General features: G+C 65.5%; 15 protein-coding genes. 14 read left to right on the top strand and 1 reads right to left on the bottom strand.

Translation table 11 applies throughout. The features are described from left to right. Nucleotides 1-54 precede the first annotated feature (54 nt). Entirely contained in the window at nt 55-5358 is a 5304-nt protein-coding gene (locus ORI27_RS16120; protein ID WP_265997825.1) for a helicase-related protein, read from the top strand. Nucleotides 5359-5972: 614 nt separating this feature from the next. Here ORI27_RS16120 and ORI27_RS16115 read toward each other — a convergent pair. After that, nucleotides 5973-6698, bottom strand: coding sequence for a DUF4226 domain-containing protein (locus ORI27_RS16115; protein WP_266073994.1), 726 nt, complete (start codon nt 6696-6698; stop codon nt 5973-5975). 727 nt (nt 6699-7425) lie between these two features. Between ORI27_RS16115 and ltrA the strand changes: the two genes are divergently transcribed. The 13 genes from ltrA (at nt 7426) to ORI27_RS16050 (ending at nt 21024) form a co-directional block, all read left to right on the top strand. After that, on the top strand, nt 7426-8799 hold the full coding sequence (gene ltrA / locus ORI27_RS16110) for a group II intron reverse transcriptase/maturase (protein ID WP_265997827.1): 1374 nt from the start codon (nt 7426-7428) through the stop codon (nt 8797-8799). Between the two features lie 110 nt (nt 8800-8909). Next, nucleotides 8910-10508 carry a DUF4226 domain-containing protein gene (locus ORI27_RS16105; RefSeq protein ID WP_265997828.1) on the top strand — a complete coding sequence of 533 codons (1599 nt, stop codon included), beginning with the start codon at nt 8910-8912 and terminating at the stop codon, nt 10506-10508. Between the two features lie 30 nt (nt 10509-10538). After that, nucleotides 10539-10850: a type VII secretion target gene (locus ORI27_RS16100; protein WP_265997829.1), complete on the top strand. Its 312-nt coding sequence runs from the start codon at nt 10539-10541 to the stop codon at nt 10848-10850. Nucleotides 10851-10867: 17 nt separating this feature from the next. After that, a complete protein-coding gene (locus ORI27_RS16095; RefSeq protein WP_265997830.1) occupies nt 10868-11134 on the top strand; it encodes a DUF2694 domain-containing protein in 267 nt (88 codons plus the stop codon). 44 nt (nt 11135-11178) lie between these two features. Next, nucleotides 11179-12948 (top strand): PE domain-containing protein, encoded by a 1770-nt coding sequence (locus ORI27_RS16090; RefSeq protein ID WP_265997831.1) that lies wholly within the window; start codon nt 11179-11181, stop codon nt 12946-12948. Continuing rightward, on the top strand, nt 12948-13295 hold the full coding sequence (locus tag ORI27_RS16085; RefSeq protein WP_265997832.1) for a YbaB/EbfC family nucleoid-associated protein: 348 nt from the start codon (nt 12948-12950) through the stop codon (nt 13293-13295). The genes ORI27_RS16090 and ORI27_RS16085 overlap by 1 nt, the downstream gene beginning before the upstream one ends. 167 nt (nt 13296-13462) lie before the next feature. Continuing rightward, the gene (locus tag ORI27_RS16080) at nt 13463-14596 is read left to right on the top strand and encodes a hypothetical protein (protein WP_265997833.1); all 1134 of its coding nucleotides are present in this window, start codon (nt 13463-13465) and stop codon (nt 14594-14596) included. A 531-nt stretch (nt 14597-15127) separates the two neighbouring features. After that, the gene (locus ORI27_RS16075; RefSeq protein WP_265997834.1) at nt 15128-15562 is read left to right on the top strand and encodes a hypothetical protein; all 435 of its coding nucleotides are present in this window, start codon (nt 15128-15130) and stop codon (nt 15560-15562) included. 126 nt (nt 15563-15688) lie between these two features. Next, on the top strand, nt 15689-15901 hold the full coding sequence (locus ORI27_RS16070) for a hypothetical protein (protein WP_265997835.1): 213 nt from the start codon (nt 15689-15691) through the stop codon (nt 15899-15901). Between the two features lie 197 nt (nt 15902-16098). After that, nucleotides 16099-16482: a hypothetical protein gene (locus ORI27_RS16065; RefSeq protein ID WP_265997836.1), complete on the top strand. Its 384-nt coding sequence runs from the start codon at nt 16099-16101 to the stop codon at nt 16480-16482. Between the two features lie 1466 nt (nt 16483-17948). After that, the gene (locus ORI27_RS16060; protein ID WP_265997837.1) at nt 17949-18869 is read left to right on the top strand and encodes a hypothetical protein; all 921 of its coding nucleotides are present in this window, start codon (nt 17949-17951) and stop codon (nt 18867-18869) included. A 97-nt stretch (nt 18870-18966) separates the two neighbouring features. Further along, nucleotides 18967-20514 (top strand): type VII secretion protein EccB, encoded by a 1548-nt coding sequence (gene eccB, locus ORI27_RS16055; RefSeq protein WP_265997839.1) that lies wholly within the window; start codon nt 18967-18969, stop codon nt 20512-20514. Between the two features lie 96 nt (nt 20515-20610). Continuing rightward, complete coding sequence (locus tag ORI27_RS16050; RefSeq protein ID WP_265997841.1) at nt 20611-21024, top strand: hypothetical protein; 414 nt, start codon at nt 20611-20613, stop codon at nt 21022-21024. Nucleotides 21025-21036 lie beyond the last annotated feature (12 nt).

Raw genomic sequence — 21036 nt, 5'->3', positions numbered from 1 at the left:
ATCACCGCTGCGCCAACACCACCCGCCCCGAGCGCCGACGCACCACAGGAGGTCGTGGAGGAGGAGCCGCGGGCGCCGGCGGCATTTCGCACCGCCACCGACTTTCCTGCCAGCACCCACACACTGGTGCCCTCAGGTGCCAAAGCCCGGGTGCGGGCGAACATCGCGACGATCAAACTGCTCGACGCGCTGCGCGAGGCCGGCCGTCCCGCCACCGTCGACGAGCAGGCCGTGCTCGCCGCGTGGTCAGGCTGGGGCGCGGTACCCGAGGTCCTCGATCCGCGCAACGACACCTTCACCAGCGAACGCCAACAGCTGCGGGACCTGCTCACGGTGGAGCAGTACCGGCAGGCCGAAGCGTCGGTCCTCAACGCGCACTACACCGACCCCGCAGTGGCCGCCGTCATCTGGCAAGCCATGCGCCGCGCCGGATTCACCGGAGGCCGGGTTCTCGAACCAGGGTGCGGCAGCGGCACATTCATCGGGCATGCCCCCGACGATGCGGTCATGATCGGTGTGGAAAACGATGCGATCACCGCTGCGGTCGCCGCGCACCTGTACCCCTCGGCGCAGATCCGCAACCAGGGATTCGAAGCCACCCGGATCCCGGAGAACAGTTTCGCGCTCACCGTCGGCAACGTGCCGTTCGGCCGGTACGTGATCGCCGATCCCAGCCACAACCCCCAACGGTTCAGTGTGCACAACCACTTCATCTGCAAATCACTGGCGCTCACCGCACCAGGCGGATACGTCGCCGTGCTCACCAGCCGCTACACGCTGGACTCCGCTAAACCCGCCGCCCGGCGCGCCATCGCCGAACACGCTGACCTCGTTGGGGCAATCCGGTTGCCCTCCAAGGCGTTCGCCCGCGTCGCCGGCACCGACGTTGTCACCGATCTGCTCATCCTGCGCCGCCGCGAACCCGACCAGCGTGCGCCCGAGCACACCCCGGAGTGGGTGAACACCACCTCGGGGTTCCTCGACGAGGACGGCGAGCCGACCGAGATTCTGGTCAACAGCTACTACGCCGCGCACCCACACCACGTGCTCGGCACCATGACCCTCGGCCACGGTCTCAACGGATCACCCACGCTGGCCGTCGACGGCGACATCGGTGACGAGCTGGCCGAGCAGCTGGCGCGCCGACTCACCGACATCATCGACCTTGCCGTGGCGCGCGGGCACGGCCTGAGCGCCACCACAGAGTCGCTGACCGTCGTCTCACCCGACACCTTCGACCCCGGCCTGATCACCGTGGCTCACCGCGGCACCGACACCCCGCTGTACACGCTGCGCTACAACCCCGACACCAAAGGCATCGAATGCTGGTCCGGTCACCGCTGGGAGCCCAATCCCACCCCGAAGACGCGGCTGGCTGAAACCCGCGAACTCATCGCCCTGCGCGATGTCGCCACCAGTCTGATCACCTCACAACGCGACGGCCGGCCACCGGCTGAGCGTGACCAGTTGCGCGGGCACCTCAACACCCTCTACGACAACTACGTCCGCCGCCACGGACCCGTCAACCGCTTCACCTGGATCCACCCCAACGAGATCACCCAGGACCGCCACGACGAAAGGGTCGCGGCGGCCGAAACCCGGTGGCGGGACAAGGAAGGTCATCCCGGCGCACCCTACCCTGGCCCGATCCCCGACGGGCTCGCCGAACAGTGGGACACCGCCGCATGGGAAGCCCCCGCTCCGTACAAGAAGCGGGCACACCTCGATGGCGGCATGCGCCACGATCCCGGATGGGCGGTCGTGTCGGCGCTGGAAATCTTCGACGAAGACACTGGCCAAGCCCGCAAAGCACCCATCTTCTCCACCGACCTGCTCACCCCCGCCCGCGAGCGGCGGACCGCCGACAGCCCAGGAGATGCGCTCGCGATGAGCCTGGACCGCAACCTGCGTGTCGACATCGAGTACATCGCAGCACTTCTCGAGGTTCCCGTCACCGATGCGCGCGCATTCATCGACGGCCTGGTCTATCCGAGCCTCGATGATCCCGACGAACTGATACCGGCCACCACCGCGTTGTCGGGCAACGTCCGCGAGAAGTACACCCAGGCCGCACTGGCCGCCGAGCACAACCCCGCCTACCAGGCCTACGCCGATGCGCTGCGCGAGGTCGTCCCGGCCGACCGCACCGCGCAGGTAATCAAAGCCCGCCCCGGCGCACCGTGGATCGACGCGCGTTTCATCGCGCAGTTCGCCCGGGAAACCTTCGATGTCACCGAGGTCACCGCCGAGCATCTCGGTGGACGCTGGACCGTCGAGGTCCCTAAGCACAAGCGCTACGGGCGGCTCATGACCGAAACCTGGGGGCTGAACCGCGAGCGCTGCGACGCCATCAGTCTTCTTGACGCCGTATGTAATTCCCGCAGCATCGTCCTCAACACCGACGAAGGCGTGCTCGATGTGCAGGCCACGTTCGCCGCGCAAGCCAAATGCGAGAAGATCACCCAAGAATTCCAGAAATGGATCTTCAACGATCCCGCCCGCAACGAGATTCTGGTTGCCGAGTACAACCGCCGCTTCAACTCACTGCGCGCACCACGCTACGACGGCTCCAAACTGCGCCTACCCGGTCTGTCGGATCATTTCACCCCGCACTTCTACCAGCGCAACGCTGTCGCCCGCATCGTCGCTGAACCCTCCACGCTGCTCGACCACGTCGTCGGGGCGGGCAAGACCGGCACCATGCTCATGGCCGCGATGGAGCTGCGTCGACTCGGCGTGGTGCGCCAACCGTGGATCGTCGTGCCCAACCACATCGTCGAGCAAGTCGGGCGCGAATCGGGCCAATGGTATCCGGCGGCGAAAGTGCTTCTCGGGTCGTCGGCCACCACCGCCGAGGGGCGACGCCGCTTCATCGCTCAATCCGCGGCCAGCGAATGGGACCTGGTCATCGTGCCGCAATCGGCGTTCACCGCCATCGGTGTCGACAACGCCGCCCGAGTCGACTACATCGAAGAACAACTCGCCGAGCTGCGCGCCCAGCTGGAAACCGCAGAATCCGACCGCACCAAGAAACGCATCGAGCTCGCCGTCAAAAGCGCCCACGAACGGTTGGAGCGGCTCACCGATCAGGCCCGCAAAGACCAGGGTCTCAGCTTCGAAAATAGTGGCTGCGACTACCTTTTCATCGACGAAGCCCATATGTACAAGAACAAGGCGCGGATCTGCAACATCGAAGAACTGTCCTGCCCGAACTCCTCCCAACGCGCCGAGGACCTCACCCTAAAACTGAGAATCCTGCGTCAGCGCCGCCGTGACGAGGCACTAGCCGCCGGAATCCCCGCCGGCAAGGTCATCGAGCGGGTGGCCACCTTCGCCACCGGAACACCGATCGCCAACTCGCTGGGCGAATTGTGGGTGATGCAAAGCTACCTGCGGCCCGACCTGCTGCGCGCCGCCGGCGTCGAGGACCTGGGGGACTGGGGCGCGGCATTCACCGCCACCGTGACCACCGTCGAAGTCAACTCCACCGGTACCCGGCTGCGCCCAGTAACGCGGGTGGGAAAGTTCACTAATCTCCCTGAACTGCTGGCACTTTCATCGGCCTACTCCGACGTCGTCACACGCGACCAGGTGCCGGTCGCGCTGCCGGAGCTCGCGACCGGGCAACGACGGATCATTAGCTTGCAGCCAGACGTGGAGGTCACAGATTTCATTGCCGATCTCGGCTATCGGGCCGACCACTTTGACGCGCGACGGCCCGATCGTGACAACGTCCTCAAGATCAGCAGCGACGGCCGCAACGCCTCCCTGGACCCACGGCTGGCACACCTGGCCAAGCCCACGCACAGCCGGGCTGCTGCCGTCGCCGAAGACATTATGCGGATTCACACGCCGCTGGCCGATCGGGTGTACCAGGACCGCGACACCGGAGCGCCGTTGGCACGCACCGGCCCACTGCAGATCGTGTTCTGCGATCGCGGCACTCCGTCGAAGAAGCCCGGCCAGTTCACCATTTACCAGGCCATCAAGGATGAACTCATCGAACGAGGAATGTCCGCCGAGGCGGTTCGGTTCGTCCACGAGGCACGCAAGCCGGCCGAACTGAAAGCCCTGTTCGCCCAGTGCAATCGTGGCGAGGTCGCAGTGCTGATCGGGTCGACGGAGAAGATGGGCACCGGCACGAACGTGCAAAGTCGGCTGCGGGCGCTGCACCATGTCGACGTACCGTGGCGTCCAGCGGATTTGGAGCAACGCGAGGGTCGGATCCTGCGGCAAGGCAACCAGAACGACATCGTCGACATCGTCAACTATGTCACCGAAGGCACCTACGACACCGTGATGTGGCAGAAGGTGCAAGCCAAGGCGTTGTTCATCGAGCAGATGCGCCGTAACGAAGTCATCGACAACGAAATCGAAGACCTCAGTGGGGGAGACATTGGATCGGCCGCCGCTGAAACCAAAGCGATCGCCACCGGCGACCCACGCTACGTCAAGCAGGTCGAACTCGAAGACGAGGTCAAACGACTCTCCGCCCTGGAGCGCGCCCACAACGAAGGTATCCGCCAACGCGACTGGCGAGTCAACCAATTCGAACGTGCCATCCCCGCCCAGCGCGCCGCACTCGACCGGCTCGCGCCGATCGCCGAACAGGCGGCCCGCCACAGCGCTTCGGAGTCCCCGGCGCGCATCACCGTCGATGGCAGGACCCACCCCGACCGTGCGGACACCGCCGCTGCTCTTGCGGCGGCTTGCCGCGCCGGCTATCACCGGGGCAAGGACCGCGGCGCCGCCCAGTGGGACCCGCTCGGCGTGGCCATCAACGGCGTGGAGGTCCTGGCCTCACGCTCACTGATGCACGACACTCTCATCGTTCGCCTGGCCGTGCCGTCGCGCACCACCGACATCAAGGCCGATGAATTGCTCGCCACCGCGACCGCAGGCGAGCCCGGTGCCGCCAAAGCGCGTGGTCTCATACGCCGCGTCGAGAACCTCTACAGCGGGCTGCTCGCCCACCAGAAATCCCTGACCGCAGAGCTTGAACACGACCAGGCGCAGCTTGACGACTTGCTCGCCAACCCGCCGGCACCGTTCGAACACTCCGATGCGCTCGACGCCAAGAGAGCCGAGCTGTCCGCACTCACCCTCGAACTGCGGTTGGCCGCCGAGAGCCCCGAAGCCAAACAGAAAGCCTGTGCCGCCGAGGAGCGCATGAAGATGCGCGGCCGTAAGCCTGGATGGAGTCTGCTGCTCAACCCGAGTCCAGCAGTCCTGGAGGAGAGCGGCTGCACCAGCGCCGATGTCCTGCGCCGCATGATCCAAGCCCGCGAGCGCATGGCGATCGGCGACTACTACCGCGACCTCGACGACGTCACCCCAGGCCACGAACACGACCTATAAACGACCCCGTTTCGTGGTTTGCCAAATGTGACGCTACCTGTAAGCGCCCGCGGCCGCATGCGCGCCCTAACGTCTAGCCATGCACGAGCACGCCGACCGACTCGCTGGCTGCCGGTCGACTAGTAGCTGCGGCGACGTGTCATCGTTGGCCACTGTGATTGCGTTCCCACCCACGCTGCGGCGGCACCGTGCTTCTGAAGCTCGGCTGAATCGACTGTCCGCGTGGGTATTCCGCTTGCTCGATGCTGCATGTGATGGCACCGTGCGCGCAGTACTTCAACCGTCGATCACGTGGGCGGATCTGATCGCTACCGCGCGCACCGACCCGCGCATCGCGATCGCCGCCGCCGACCCCAACTTAGATGCCGCTATCGCCAGAGCGTTGGCGATCTCACCAGGCTCGGGTCCCGGCCACGCGTCGACGTCGAAGCAACGCTCACCCCGGACCTGATCACGTTTGGTCGGCGCGGGATCCTCGCTGAACCGGTGATGACACCTACGGTTGCCGACAACCTCACCGCCACACTGCAATCCAGTGGCAGCTCCGAATGGAGACTGCATGCCACCGACGACGGCACCCTGCACTGGCATCTCGCCGGCGAGAACTAGCCCCGCTACAGCGCGATGCTGCCGTAACCCTGCCCGGCCGAACCCATCGCGGAGGCCGCTCGCGCGGAGGCATCCTGGGCGGTCTGGATCACCTCGCGCGCCTCAGTGGCCTTGCTCTGCAGAAAATCGGCCATCTGCTGTCGGCCCGCTGGCGTATTCATCGACGGTTGCAATGTCCGTACGCCGGACTGAACCTCAGCGTGGATCTGTTGCAGCCGCTCCTGGCTGTCGCGTGCGGCCTGCTTGGCGGCCAAGATCGCTTGGGCGAACGCCTCGTCAGACGAACCGCGGCTGCGGCTCACCTGCGCCAGTACGGCGTGGGCGGCTTGCGCGTCGTCGGCCCCGGCGCCAGACCAGCCCATTGGCATGGTCTGCCAGGGCGGGGAGTGCTCTTGAGTCGCACCACCGGGCGGCATCCAGATCCCCGGGGCGATCTCGATCCAATCCCACGGCCCCAACGCATTGGGGTCCTGCACGATCGGCATGGGATACGGGGCATCGTTCGTACCGTGCAGATTGTCCAGCGTGCTGCGCGGCATCGGCCCGCCACCAGGTGGTGTCACAGCCGGGGGAGGCTGATAGGGCTCAGCCGGCGGCAATAACCCACCGGGCCCGTCGGGCAGCGACGGAACTGGTGGAGCAAGCGTAGGCCCATTCTGCGGCGCCGGGTCCCCGCCGAGGACACCGAGCCCCGCCATCAGCTCTTGACCTTGCCGATCCAAGAAACCCACAACATCTACGATAAGCGCTACACCGAATGCGGGCTGAACCGAATGCTGGCTGACGCTCCCGCCGAATTTGGTCGCAATGAACTGAGCCCGTCAGCAGAAGCCGCGCTTGCGGCGATCGACGCCGAGGCAACACGGGCTGGTTACCGTTTCCAGCAGGCCATATTTGCGTCCAAATGTGCCGCTACTGTTAGCGCGCCATCGCTGATCCTGCTTATCGTCCGGCACATGTTGCGTCCTGAAAGTTGGATTGGACTAGCGGGTGGAAGTCCCGTCTCGGTAGGTACCGGAGCGCCGGGTAGCAGGCCCCGGTTCGTCGTGGAGACGCGGCGGGCTGAGCGGGGTGTCAAGAGCCTCTTCGGAGGGAGCAAGTGTGCGGGCCGTAGCGTCAAGCGAACTCTGCAGCCTCGTCAGACGCACGATGGGAGAGCCGAGCCGCTCATGTCACGGCGAAGGCCATGTCCGGCGAGCCCTGGTCCGGGGTCAGCTCGTCGGGTCTCTCCGGGGTATGGGAGGCGGCACGTGCATACAGTCTGGTTCGGAACAGGAGAGACCCGTCTGCCTGGCCTTGTCGGGCAAAGACCAAGGGTATAAGCCGATGGTGAAATCCCTTGGAGGGCAGCGGGAGTCCGATGGGGTCGTAGTACCGCTGATCGGCGTGCAACATAACGCGCCGGGAGGGAAGGGCCCCGACTTTGATCACGGGTGCGAAGTGGGTAAGCGTGAGGGCATGACCGGGATTTCTCGGTCCAACTACCCCGACGGGTCACGGCCCGTCGTAGCCGTCGAGGAGCCTTTGGTTTTCTCGCCGGTGAAAGTGCGAGAACTGCAACGCACGCTATGGGCTGCTGCCAAGCAGTCTGAGGGTCGGCGTTTCCACGCCCTTTATGACCGGGTCTACAGGGGTGACGTCCTGTGGGAGGCGTGGGAGCGGGTGCGTAAGAACAGGGGTGCGGCTGGGGTGGATCGGATCACCTTGGTCGCGGTGGAGGACTACGGCGTGGACCGCATGTTGCGTGAGTTGCGTTCTGACCTCCGCGAGGGTGTGTACCGTCCGGCGCCGGCGCGTCGGGTGGAGATCCCGAAACCACGAGGCGGTAAGCGGCCGTTGGGGATTCCCACGGTGCGGGACAGGGTGGCCCAGGCGGCGGCCAAGATCGTGCTGGAACCGATTTTCGAGGCGGACTTCATGTCGTGCTCGTATGGGTTTCGGCCGAAGCGGTCGGCGACGATGGCGATGGAGCGGTTACGTACCGGGTTCATCGAGGGTCATGTGTTCGTGGTCGAGTTTGATATCGCCAATTTCTTCGGTGAGATCGACCACGACCGGCTACTGAGCGAGGTGGGTAGGCGGGTCTCGGATCGCAGAATGCTCAAACTGTTGCGGTTGTGGCTGCAAGCAGGGGTGTTGGTCGACGGGGTGGTGACGCGGACGGTCGCGGGCACCCCGCAGGGCGGGGTGATCTCGCCGTTGCTGGCCAACATCTTCCTGCATGTGCTCGACACTGAACTGGCCCGCCGTGGGGTGGGTGAGTTGGTGCGCTACGCCGATGATGGTGTGGTGTTGTGCCGCAGCGCGGCCCAAGCGAGGGCGGCTCTGGCGGCGGTGGGAGAGATCCTGGCGTCGTTGGGGTTGCGGCTGCATCCGGACAAGACGAAGGTGGTCGACCTGCGTGACGGCCGGGATGGCCTGGACTTTCTGGGTTGTCATTTCCGGGCGCGTATGTCGGGGCGGTTGTGGGAACAACGGCGGATCGTGCGCTACTACCTGCACCGCTGGCCCAGCCAGACGGCCATGTCCCGGTTGCGGGACAAGGTTCGCGACCGTACCGGCCGCAATCGGGTTGGATCAGACATCCGTGACGTGATCGCGGATCTCAATCCGGTCCTGCGGGGCTGGGGTAACTACTTTCGTACCGGCAACGCCGCCAACAAGTTCGTCCAGATCGACCAGTACGTGGTGTGGCGGTTGTTCCGCTTGATGGTCAAGAAGCGGGGCCGCAATCTACGTGCCGGACAAGCCGATCAATGGAACGAAGAGTGGTTCAACGGGCACGGCCTGCACCGCCTGCGTGGCACCATCCGCTACCCAAAGGCCGCGTAACTATGTCCAGAAGATCATCGGTAAGCCGTGTGCGGGAAAACCGCACGCACGGATTGAAAGGGGGATGGGGAAACGGGTCTGCATCGCAGACACCGCGCCCCTGACTACCAATGACAGCATGGCCTGACCTCGTCGTAGGCGACTTGCTGGGCGGCATCTCCCGAGTGCTCGGCACGCCGCCGCCACTGACCCCGTCCCCCCACGACCCCCCGCCCGGCGATCCGCGCGCACATCTGACAGGCGCTCAGCGAGCAGCCCTGCAGTACATGGGAATCGATCCCGACACCGCACCCATGGAAGTCATCAACAGGGCACTGGCCGGAAGCGGCAATCTGCCTCTATTTCCTCCGCCCCCCGCTCCCACTCCCGGCCCACCCACCCCCGATGCTCCAGCTGCGCCTGCATCGGGTCCGCCAGCCGAGGAAGGGCTCAGCGGCGCGGCGGCCGAGGCAGCCAAACGGCTTGACGCGGCCTTGGAGAAGAACCGTACCGCGCTCAACGAGGCCGACCAAAAGCTCGCCGATGCCATCCTGGCGGCCAAGAGCTCCAGTGAGCAGGGCAAGGCACAGCTGCAACAGTTGCAGCAGTCGATCATCGACCAGGTCACCAAGCTCGGCCCCACCCTGGACACCTCGGCAGGCCAGCAACAACTCGCGGATTTCTTGCAGGGCAAGACATCTGACATCACCAGTGTTCTCAAGAACGCGGGACTGGATTCTGTGTCGCAAAGCGCGGTCTTGGATGGGTTGACGGCACGCTACGACGCCCTCTCCCGGGCAAAGACCGGCGATGGAGGTGACGGCGAGAAAACCCCGACCGGTGCGGCGGGGACACCGCCCGGCGCGCCCGCACCTGCGGGGACTGCACCTACGGGGGCCGCGGGTGACACCTCGCCAGCCGGTTTGACGGGGGATCCGATGCTTGACGGACTAGCCTCTGACCCGTTGCTGTCGGGTCTGGGGTCGATGTTTGGGCCGGGCATGGGCACGCTGGGGTCCCTGCCGGGAATGATGGGCGGCATGATGCCCATGGGCGGCGGCGGATTACCGTTGGGGGACATCGGATCTGGAATCGGCTCGGCGATCCGGGGAGCTACCGACGCCGGGAAGGACTCGGCTACCGATCCTGCCGGGGACCTCAAAGACCCTGCCCTGGGCGATAAGCACGGGCGCACCGAGAAATCCGACGATGACGGCGCAGTGAAGGATCCGCCGTCCGGTGCCAAGCCGGAGACGAAACCGGCCGGGACAGAAGGCGCGACACCGCCGCAGGAGGTGACCGCCGGGACAGGTCAGGTCGCTCCTACGGGGCAGCCGGCACCTGCCGACACCACGGTGAAGCTGCCGAATGGGGCGACGGTGACCGCCGATTCGGCGGCGCTGGCCAAAGCGGGTCGCGGCGTGCTGGAGGGCATGCCGGTCGACGACGCCTACCGGCAGGCCGGCATCAACTTGTCCCCGGCGGGAGCGCCGGTGACTGGACCGGTGAGCCCATCGCGGCTGATCTTCGGCGACATCGGGCAGTTCACTGATCACCGGGTGATGGCCCTCGGTGACAACAAGGTGTGGGTCAATGGGCAGGTCAGCCCACTGGAGCAGTTGCAGACCGGTCCGAACTTCCTGGGCTGGGAACATCCAGCTGCCCCGGCGCCTGCCCAGACCGTGGTGACCCCGTCGGCGACAGCGCCCCGCGGACCCACAAATCAGTGATCAGACCCCAACAATTCCAGGAGTAAATTAATGACTGTGAACGGCCTAAACGTCGATCCCGCCAAGTTGCGCGAAGCGGCAACCTATTACGACGATGTTGCCGATAAATGTGCAGCAGCCCGCGCCGAGCATGGCCGCACGGTGGCCGAATCCGAGTCGTGGGGACCACTGTTCGCCGAATCACGCCGAGCCACGGTTGAGGCGGTAAATGCCCGCGAGTCTGCGTTGCTGGCCGAAGAGAGCAAGAATCGGGCAATGGCCGATCAGCTACGCGCAAGCGCCGCCCAATTCGAGGCGATGGAAGAGCAGAACACCGCCAATCTGACGATCAGCCCCGAGTAAGAGACCCGGAGCGCTCAGTGTTTGAGGCAGCCAATCACGATCAGTCCGTCATCGTGCACGTCGGCCGAAACGGCGACACCCGCGCGGTGCAGCTGGAACCAGCAGCGATGGACCTTCCCGACCAGGAACTGGCGTCGCGCATCGTACGGCTGAACACGCTCGCGTATCTGCGGTCGCAGCTCGCAATCCGCCGCGAAATGGAAGCCAACCGGGTCGAGGGCATCTCCGGTCGACTACCCACCGAACCGCAGGTCAACGCTTACGCTGCCACGATCGACTTCTGACGCACGACGAGACAGCACACCGAGGGGAGGGGGACGCTGCGATGGTGAGCTTGTACGTCAACGATGCAGGGCTAGCCGGCGTGGCCGGCCAGCTGGCCGCGCAAGCACAATGCCTAGCCGCGCTGGCCGCCACTCCGCCGGTGCATTCCGCGTTGGCTGTCGACGAGGTCTCCACCAGCGCGTCGGCGCGGCTCACCGAGCACGGTGCAGTCATGGCGTCGCGCGCCGCCGATGCCGCTGAGGTGATGCGCTCGGCGGCGATGGCGGTGCAGGAGATGGCCGCCGCGTACGGGCAGATGGATCGCGACAACGCCACGACGATGTCGTTGCAGGCCGGGGCGGGCGCCGGTGTGACACCGGCGTTCACTCCTGCGGTGACCACCAACCTCGCCGTGCCCGATGTGTCGATCGTCGCGGCACCGTTTCGCGATGGCGAGATTTCGGCCGCGATGATGGAAGGTGGCTCCTCGCAGGCGGGTTCGGCGTTCGTCAGCAGCTGCCAGCGCTACGGCGCCGCGTTCTCCAGTTCCTCGGCAGCGGCCCGGGCGGCACAAGCCGCCGTCGACGAATCCCTGCGTGGACAGGCCGGTCCCCGGCTCAGCGCCGCGCTGCAGCGCTTCGCCGCCTGGGCAGATCGGATGAGTTCGCACACGGACACGGTGGCTATGGCGGCCGGTGGACATGGGCAGCGATTCGACACAGCCCACCAGGACACTCCCCGCACGCAGGCCTTCACCAGTAAGAAACGGGAGCTCACCAACGCCCAGCTGCTCAACCAGCGGTATGCGGGCGCGTATTCGGGGGTCGTGACCAAGCTGCAAAGCGAGCTGGCCTCCCTGCATTCGCAGGCCGGCTTCGCCTCCGCCAACTACCACATCGGCGAGCTGCCGGCCGCGCCTCCGCCTCCTCCGCCGGTGGCCCCGGTCGTGGAGCCCACCGGCCCAGGCGGAAAGCCCGCCAACGACCCGGCCACCAGTCCGGGCGACGATCCGGCCACCCGCCGCGCCGCCGCCGCGGCCGGTGAGGACGCCGACAGCGCCACCGGTAGCGGCGAGGACCTCGCGGCAGTGGGGGAGTCCGGTCTGGACGGACTCGGGCCCGATGGTGCCCCGCTCACCGATCCAGCGTTGGCCGGTGTCCCGGGTCAGGGCGATCCGATGAGTCAGGCCGCACCGATGGCGGCGATGCTGCCCTCCCTGCTGGCCGGCGTCCTCGGTGGGACCTTGGGTGCGGTCGCCTCAGTGCCCTCCCAGATCGGGCAGCAGATCCAGTCAGTGGCCTCACAGGCAGGTCAGGCCATGGAGGGTCTGACCAAGGGCCTCAGCGAGCCCGACCTCGGGAAGCTTGATGCGTCGGGATTCGACGGAGGCTCTCTTGGTGACTTCACCGGCGGTGGCGGTGGCGGTGTCGGCGGCGGTGGGGACACTGAACCGGCCGCCGGGCCGCTGCCCGCCGCTAGTGGAGGAATGCTCGCTGCGGGCGCCCCTGGGGGCGCGACAGGCCCGATCCGCGGAGCCTCACCCGCAGCAGGGATCGCACCAGCAGCCGCGGCAGGTATGGGCGGTGGTATGCCGATGATGATGCCGCCGATGGCCGGTGTGGGCGGCCAGGGTGGCGGCGCCCGCGCTGTGAAAGACCCGGACAAGAACATCCATTTGCCTGGTGAGGCCAACGCGGAAATGGTCAAGGGGGAGGTGCAGCGCCGCGAAACCGCCGTCGCCGACGATCCCATCGGGGAAAAGAAACGTGCCGCCGCAGCCGCGCCGTCGACGGTCACCTCACGCCGCCGTATCGAATTGCCGAAGGACCAGTAATGGCCGCCTTCGAATACCCCGGCTACGAAGCCGATGTCGCATTGTCCAAGCAGGTGCTGGAGCGCATGGAACGCCTCAGTAAGGCGCTGCAGAAGCTGCAGAACGGTTGGGACAGCATCGTTATCGACGCTAGCGGCGGCGACGGCGACGTCGAGTTGTCCGTCGATCACAAGGGCCGGCTGATATCGCTGTCGCTCGCCGAGGGCTGCACCCAGCGCTACACCAACCTCGCCCTCGAGGAACTCATCAACGCGACCCTGCGCGACGCCGTCGCCGCGGCCGCCGAAGAGGACCTCGCAATCGACGAATCCCTCGACATTGAAGACGCCGTCGTCGACACCGTCTAAACCGCGTGGGAGACACCCAGCCCAGCGCCTATCAGCTCAGGCCCGCCTCGCCAAAAACTCATCCGCCAAACCAACGCGGAGGGAATGGGTCACGACTGACGGGATGTCGGTGGTTCGGTGTATTGATTAGTCACCGCACGGCGCCAGATGATCGATGGGAGACCGACATGGGATTCGACGCCCACGTTCTCAAGGTATTGATCGCATCGCCTAGCGATACGATTCGTGAGCGTGACGCAATCGAAAAGGCGCACGGCTGGAATAGCTCGCGAGCCGAGCGTGAGCAGATACAGCTGGCCCCCTGGCGCTGGGAGACGCACGCGATCCCCGAACTCGGCGGCACGGCGCAGGACATCATCGATCGTCAAGCAGTCGAAACCTGTGATGTGGTCATTGCCGTCTTCAACGCCCGTCTCGGGACTGCGACTGACGACGCCGTATCAGGCACTGCCCACGAGATCATCCATGCACACGGGGCGGGCAAGCCGGTGCATGTCTATTTCTCCACCGAGCCGTTTCCCCGTGACACGAAGCCAGAAGAGATTCAGCGACTCAACGATTTCAAAGACCAGTTACGCGGCGAAGGTCTGCTTGGTGAGTATGCCAGCGTCGAGGATCTGCAGTTCAAGGTGCGCGATGCGATCGAACGCGATCTTGCGAGCATGGATCTCGGCAAGGTGGTTATCCGAAGCAATAAGGCTGACCAGGCGCGGAAGATCATGAGCTACCGCACCTCCGTAAGCATTGTGGGCCAAGACGTCTGGAGGGTCCAAGTCTTCAACCACAGCACAGGCCCTATCTCTCGACTCAACGTCAACGTGTCAGCGGTCGATGCGAACGGCAGCCCGATTGACGGTGTGAGGCGCTCCAAAGATGTCATATCGATGGATGAAGTCTTCAGCCGCATCATTGGCGACGGCCTCGCGGGCGGCTTCGGCCGCATCATTGGTCAAGGTCCGGCGAGAATGCTCGGCAATGCTGTTGCATCACAAGCAAGGCCGGCCTTAAACGATGCGTTGATCGGGCACGTAGCCGACGGGTTTCCGTCAGGCCTAGCGCCCAACCAATCTGCGGTTGTCCTCTACGTCTTGCCTCCAGCCGCAACACCCGTCGTTGTCGTGGAATTCAACGACGAAACAGGAGTTTCGTGGTCACGCGCAAACGACGAGGATCCCCAGCGCCTTTCTTCGTCAGCTTGGGAATGCACCGCCAGCGCATCTGCTGCAACGCGAGCACCAGCTGGTACATATACGGGTGCCGCTGGCCCTTCAACTCGCCCCATCTGGGTACGCGAATCTTGATGTTGATGACGAGGCTGCCCGTCTCGGAGTCCGGCAACGTGTCCCGCCACGCAGACGCGGGAGCGCCGTCTGCGCCGCGCGCCGGTTGCCAGGCCAACGCGGCGTTCCGCCCACGTGATCTCCACACTCCCGTTTGCCAGGACCTCGCACGAGCACAAGAACGCGTATACCCTCCCAATTGTCGATGGCCGGACCTGTTAGCTAATCGACTCCCACACACGCTTTCGCCAAACGCAATTGCGCACGTAGTGGTAGCCGCATGTCCGGGGTGCGGTTTACGCTGGGCGTATGGAGGGCCAGCCCAGGCAAGGCGGCGGACAGGTGTTTGCGCCTGACCCCGATTCAGCATGGGCTCCGCCAAGTGCGTCAGCTCCGCTACCCGTCCCGCCACCTTTGCCGGCGCCAAATGGTCACCCACCGGCGCCAGTTCAAGCGCTACTGACACCTGAGGCGCCGCAGCACATCAAACGTCGGTGGGGAGTATGGGTGATGAGCGGGTCCGCGGTGCTACTGGGAGTAGCGGCGGTATTGATGAGCGCGATCACCGTGTTGCGACCGGCACCGCCCGCCGTGACGACCACCGAGACCGCTTCCGCTCCGGCATACAGTGCCGAGCAGATCGCCGCGGCGCAGAAGGAAGCGTGCGGGGCAAGCGCAACGTCGGCGACGCCAATCAACGACGCCCAAAAGGCGTTCGCGGCGACGACCGCTGATCGGAATTCGCTGGATTACAAAGCGGCGCTGGCAAATTGGCAGACGGTCCTGGCGGTGGAGACGCAATATTTGCGATACCACGTCCCGCCGGCCACGCCAAGAGACGTTGCGGACGCGACGAACGAATACGTAACGTCGTTAATCGCGTTGGGAGACGCGAATACTCGCGAGGTCTCCGACCAGGAGGCCGAGAAGTTCATCGCGGACACTCGGTCGACCGGTGATCGCTTGACTCAATTGTGTGGGGGCTGAGAAGTGGCAGCGACACAGCGGCACGTCGAATTGGATGCAGCCGCGGCGACAGCGGCGAATGGGAGTACCAGCTCGGTCGCAGCGACGCTCGCCGCGACGGCTGTGTCACCCGATGTACTAAGCGGCGTGCCGGCGGCCGCTGAGGTGATGGCGTCCATTTGGGTTCCGGTGGCCGCGATCGTGGGCGATATGGATCGCGATTCAGCTGCCGCTGTCGCGGGGCTCGCAGCGCATGGCATCAAGGTCGCCGAGCGGCATGTCGAGGCTGTCATTGCCACGGTGGGGACCGACGAAGAAAATAGCCAGGCTCTGACGACAGTACCGGCGGTGTCACTATGACAACGTACGCATCGCCACCGACAGGCTACGCGCCGCCGCCAACCCCCCCATCACCGATACTGCCAGTGCGGCCAGATGAAAGGCCGCGCTGGGGTCTCCTCGCCGCCGCAGTGGCATTGGTGCTTGCGGCCGGTGCGGCCGCATTTAGTGCGGCAATACTCGTACGTCCTGCCCCCCACGCCGTCCACACCGTGATCGTGCCTCCGACCGCGCCGACCTACAGTTCGGCTGACGCCTCAGCGGCGAAGTCCCGCGCGTGTGCGGCATGGGAGGTCACCTCCTCCACGATGGCGCAGGCCAGTCGAAGCGCTGGCGCCGCACCGTCCGACTGGACCGACCCCCAGACGAGGGCCGCGCACGGGTATGAGGCGCGAACTGCATTGGTTGAAAGCTCTCTACTGGAGAGTCAGGTCGGCCCCGCCACGCCGCCCGAACTGGCGACCGCGATCCATGACTACTTGGTGGCGACGTTCGATCAGGAGGACGCGACTATGCGCCGCGTCGGGAGCCGGGTCAATGCTGCCGTCGACCGAAGTAATGCGGCGGTCGACCGGGTGAACGCGGCGTGCGGCTTCGCATAGATCAGTTAGGGGTGCGCGTGCCTAGTGCCAGCGGCGGCGTGGGTCCATATTCTCATTTGATCATCACTCCGGATATCAAAACCCCCGACCCGCACCCGTACGACGCGCTTGCGGCGCGGGCCACGGCGCGGGCTGGGTGGCTGGAAGACCTTCATCAACAGACTGTGTCGGCGAACGCGATACGTGAAAATGCTGCTGACTCTCCGGGTTTCAGCGTTGGCCACGAAAAGGCCCGCGAGTTCGCATCGAATATCAATCGTGGCGTGTCGTATTTTCGCGGCCAGGCCACGCTCTACTCCAATATGGCCGAAGTCATGCGCGATGTGCAGTCGGCCCACGACAGCATTGACAGGACCGCACATGACGCGCTCGGCGCGGCCAAGACAAATTTCGACCGCGCGACCATCATCGAGACTACTCACGGAGACGCCCGGCTAGCGGCCGTCAATGGCGTCGAAATGCTCGGAGCTCACTACACGCACTTCAAATCGAATTACGGCTCGGATCTGATCGCACTCACCGGAAGACTCGGGGATCTTGCGCAAGATAGCCCTGGTCCCGAGCCAATTCCTGACGACACGGGCGGAATCAAAAAGCCCATTGACAATCATCGGCCGCACACGACGTTGAACGACGAAGGGCAGGAGCCCGCCACCAGTGGCGATGCAAGCAAACGACTATCAGGGGGCAACGGAGCATCACGCGGCGCAATAAGCTCCCAAGGAGAAGCGCCGGCGGGCGAGTCGCCAGTGACGTCCGTTAGCGCGCCAATGACACCGGCGCCCTCGCGGGCACCGAGCATGTCGTCACCGGGCTTTCCGGGCGGGTTGTCTGGCGGTGGACTACCTGGAGGCGGTGGCGGGATGCCTGGGGGCTTCTCAGGGCTTGGTGGCGGAAATCCGCTGTCGGCGTTGTCGTCTGGTGCGGGCGGCTTGCCGGGCGCTACGGCTCCGTCAGGATTGTCTGGCGTACCGGCGTCGAGTATGCCAGGGGCTGGGGCGGTTGATCCGTCTGCGTTCGCGCGTGGGGTGGCTGCGAGTTCTGGTGTGGCTGGGGCTGTTCCGCCGGTGAATCCTGCGCCGTCGTTGCCAGGTACGGCTTCTCCGGCGGCGAATCCGGTGGCTGGGGCTGCGTCGGCGCCTCCTGCGGCGGTGCCTGCGGGTTTGGCTGCGTCGGGTGCACACAGTCCTGTGCCATCTGTTGCAGGTCCTGGTGGTGCTATGACGGGGGCGCCGTCCGCTGGCGGGATGATGCTGCCGCCGCCCGGTATGGGCGGTCCTGCCGCGCCAGCTATGGCAGGTGGTGCGGTGGCGACGGTTCCGGCGACGGCGCCTGCTTCGTCTAGTGGTGTGGGTGCTGGTTCTGGTGGTGCGGTGAATCCGAATGCTGGCGCGACGCTCGTGCCGGCGAGTGTGGTGACGCCGGCAGCGTCTGCTGCGCGCCCGGAGCGACCACTATCACCGGATGTGTTGGCTTCCGCGGCGCTGGCCTGGGAACTGGCGCGTTCGGGCGACGTGCGGGCGTATCCGCTCGACTGGGCGGTCGGTGTTTTCCGGTCGCCGTCGGGTTCGGAGACGGTGGTGATGAGCGGCGACGGTTCCGGCTACGTGCCCGTGGGCGTGTTTCTACCGCGGTCGGCACGGCTGATGGTGTCAGACCCGATGGTAGACAGGGAGTTTCGTGAGCGTTGGTTCGGCTGGGCCGATCCGGCGCGGCTGTTGGTTGAGTACGCGGCGCTACGTGGGCATGACGAGTGGAAATTGGTGGCGGCCGCCACAACCGGGCAGGTGGATGCCTTCCGCAGTGTGGGTGTGGAGCACACGTGGGTGAGTCGCCGGGAGGAGGACCGCCCCGCGGAGTTGGCGCCGGATTGGGCTCCGCCGGTCCTGGACGACATGCACGTGCATCGGCTGCAGTCGGAGTTTGCGGATCTGTACGAGCGGCTGGAGAGGCTGTCTGCTGTGCCGCCGGTGTTTCGTGAGCGGGTCATTTTCCCGCTCACTCGGGCGTTGATGGAGGCAGCCTTGCAGGTCGGGGGTTACCCGCAGGAGCTGCGGGGGTTGTGGGAAGCGGTGAAGGCTAACCGGGAACCGGGCCAGGCGGAGTGGGCGGCCTACAACACTGCCTGCAACGAGTATTTCATGCAGGTGGGTGCGACGCGGCCGGGTGGCTTCACCGATGATCTGCGGCCGGAACAGGTGTCGCCGCAGACGCATTCGTATCATCGGGGGCAGTGGACCGCGGCCCGGGCGATGGAGCACCTGGGTGGGTGGGCGCAGCCGATGCCGTTGCCGGACATGGCATACGCGGCCGCGGCAGCGTATGTCGGTGATATTCGGCAGGTTCTGGAGCCCAGTCTTCAAGAGGTTGAGCAGGAGCTGAACTGACCACGCTGCCCGAGTCTTCGTCAATTTTGGACGCACCGGTAGCGGGGGCGTCCAGGGGGACAGTAGCGTCCGATTTGTGGCGGGGAATCTAGGGTCTATGACGTCAGATCAGGCAGGCGCACCGCTGGGTCCCGCACCCCGACAGCACCCGCCGGTACGTGGCGGGCTGGGCTTGAATTTGGCGTCGCGCACCCAAGTCAGCGGACATTTCTTTCTGCGGCGGCGGCTCGGGTTCGCGCTGCTTCGCAGATCGGTGCGCATGGAGGTCGACCCGGTCCGCTGGCAGCGGGTTCTGCTGATGCTGTCGGCCGTGGTGGCCGCAATTCTGGTAATCGGCGGGTTCGTCGTCGGCTTCTTCCGACCCGCAGGGCAGATCGCCGACTCAACGAAGATTGTCGCGGAACGCAAAACCGGCACGCTGTATGTGGTGGTTGATGGCCGGCTGCATCCGGCACTGAACTTGGTCTCGGCCCAGCTGATTGCAGGATCACCCGATGCGCCGACGTTCGTGAACGCCGATGAGATCGCCAAGTGGCCGAAGGGGCCGACGGTGGGCATTATGGGCGCCCCGATGGATCCGCCCCGGGTGACGTCTCCGGAGGTGTCACGGTGGTCGGTATGCGATACCGCCTCGACGACGGTCACTGGTGCCCCGACCGTGACGGGCATCAACGGTGAGCTGACCCTGGGTGAGGGAGCCAACCAGCTCGGCTCCGATCAGGCACTGCTCATGTCCTACGGCGATAAGGCGTACGTCGTCAACAGTGGTGTGCGGATGCCGATCGACTTGTCCGATCGTGCGGTCACCGAGGCGCTCGGTATTGAGCCTGACGCGCTGGTGCAGGGAATGTCGCGGGCACTCTACGACGCCTTGCCGGCGGGCGGTCCGTTGGTGATGCCGGTAGTTCCCAATGCTGGCACGCCGCCCCGGTTCAACTGGGGACCCGGCATCGTCGTGGGCTCGGTGGTGTCGAGCCAGAATGTCACCAGCGGTGAGGACCGCTTCTACGTGGTGGTCGGCGACGGTGTCCAGTCTGTGTCCGCGGTGGTGGGGGCGATGCTGCGCCAGCACGAGTCCTACGGCGCCACCACTCTTCCGGAGATTTCTCCAGACCGCCTGGCCGAGGCTCCTGCCCAGCACGTTCTGGACATCGACTACTACCCGAGCAGCCCATTGCATGTGGTGGATGCCGCCGAGCAGCCGGTCGCGTGCGTGGCGTGGGACTGGAAGGTCAACGACCGCCAGGCACAGTTGCACGTGTTGACCGGGCGTGGACTACCGATTACCAGTGCGCAGCAGGGCCAGCTGGTGAAGCTGGTGGGCGGGGGTACCGGCGGTGTGCAGGCCAACCAGGTGCTCTTGAGTGCGGCCCCGGCCACGTTCGTCACGACGACGGGGGCTGCGTTGGATTCGACGCGGCGGCAAACCATTTGGCTGATCACCGACTCCGGGGCCCGATACGGTGTGCCGTTCGACGACGAAGCGCTGCGGGCGCTGGGGCTGTCGGTCAAGCAGGTACGGCCCGCGCCGTGGTCGATGCTTCAGGTGTGGCCCGCCGGCCCGGAATTGTCTCGTGCGGCAGCGGAGACGGTGCACGATGCACTCGACGCGGCCGCGGCCCCGATGCAGAAACAGGGAGGGTAAATGTCGACGTCACGGTTTGAGCCGGGAGCACGTAAGCGTCCGCCGGGAGTTGTGAGTGGCCGCCGGATCATGACACCGACCTCACTGGAGCCGTTGATGGCTCCGAGGCCGATCCCTCGCACAAAGATGCAGATCATCCTTCCCGCCGTGTTGGGTGTGGCGCTAATCGGCATGATGGCGCTGATCTTTTCGCAGCCGGGCCTGCGGTCCGGGCCGATGGTCGGCGTGTCGTTGTTCTTCCCGCTGATGATGATCGGTTCGATGGCGATGATGTTCGGCGGCAATCGATTCGGCGGTGGCGGGGACAACAAACAACTCACGCCCGCGCAGATGGAGATCGCGCGCCGCGAGTATTTCGCTGATCTCGACGAGCTGCGCGACGAGGTGCATGAGAGCGCTCAGGCACAGTTCGACCAGTTCCAGTTCCTGCATCCAAATCCCCAGCTGCTGCTGGGGGCGGTCGGCTCGCGTCGGATGTGGGAGCGCAGCCGAGCGTTGAAGATCAAATGATGTCGGACAGCC

The sequence above is a fragment of the Mycobacterium pinniadriaticum genome (assembly GCF_026242045.1).
In the GTDB taxonomy this organism is placed as follows: domain Bacteria; phylum Actinomycetota; class Actinomycetes; order Mycobacteriales; family Mycobacteriaceae; genus Mycobacterium; species Mycobacterium pinniadriaticum.
This window is presented reverse-complemented; position numbering and strand designations above follow the sequence as displayed.